Source organism: Stenotrophomonas sp. HMWF003 (genome assembly GCF_003061285.1).
GTDB classification, from domain to species: Bacteria; Pseudomonadota; Gammaproteobacteria; order Xanthomonadales; family Xanthomonadaceae; genus Stenotrophomonas; species Stenotrophomonas maltophilia_AP.
This window is the reverse complement of the sequence record NZ_QAIW01000430.1, coordinates 2110-2875: the sequence shown is the minus strand read 5'-3', so window position 1 is coordinate 2875 and position 766 is coordinate 2110. Positions and strand designations below refer to the sequence as shown.

At 69.2% G+C, this 766-nt stretch carries 1 protein-coding gene; it reads right to left on the bottom strand.

Translation table 11 applies throughout. The features are described from left to right. Window positions 1–606, bottom strand: a 606-nt coding sequence (locus DBR34_RS23970; protein ID WP_258224114.1) for a S46 family peptidase, incomplete at its 3' end; no start/stop codon positions are given. Window positions 607–766: the final 160 nt, after the last annotated feature.

Genomic DNA, 766 nt, shown 5'->3' with positions numbered 1-766 from the left:
GCCCGGGGGCGCATAGACCAGGCGCACGTCCTTGATTTCCATGTTGCGGAACAGCCGGTAGGTGTTGCCACCGGAGAAGCTGAAGAGACGGCAGCGGAAACCGGCATCGGCTTCACAGGCGGCGGTCTGGGCCTTGTCGAAGGCGTCCAGCGCGCGGGTGCGGGCCAGCGGGTCCTTGCCGGCGGCGGCGATCGCGGCCTTGGCCTGCGCGGTCACGTCGGTGATCTGGTCGAGCACGAACACGCGCGCATTCGGGCCGGCGCTCAGCTCGTCCTTCAGGGTCGGCGCGTTGAAGCCGTCCTTGATCAGGTTCTTCTCGGCGGTCGAGTTCAGCTGGATCGCGCCGTACGCGCAATGGTGGTTGGTCACCACCAGACCCTGCGGGGACACGAAGCTGGCCGTGCAGCCGCCCAACGCCACCACCGCGCCCATCGGGTCGCCGGTGAGGTTGGAGATCTGCTCGGCCGACAGCTTCAGACCGGCCTGCTTGAGCGGCCCGGCAATCTCCGGCAGCTGCTGCGGCACCCACATGCCTTCAGCGGCATGGGCGACCTGGACCAGCCCAAGGCTGGCGACGACGGAGAAAGCGAGCAGGTTCGAGCGCATTGAGCAGCCCCTGGTGAAAGAACCGCCGAGTGTAGCCCAGCCCCCTGCCCCGGCCCGATGCCCGGAAGTCATGGGGTGCCCGCCGGGCAGGCGAGCGGCACCTGCCAGCCGGGCAGAGCCCGGCTCTACCTCCCCGCGCTTGCGACACTCTGTCCGGAGG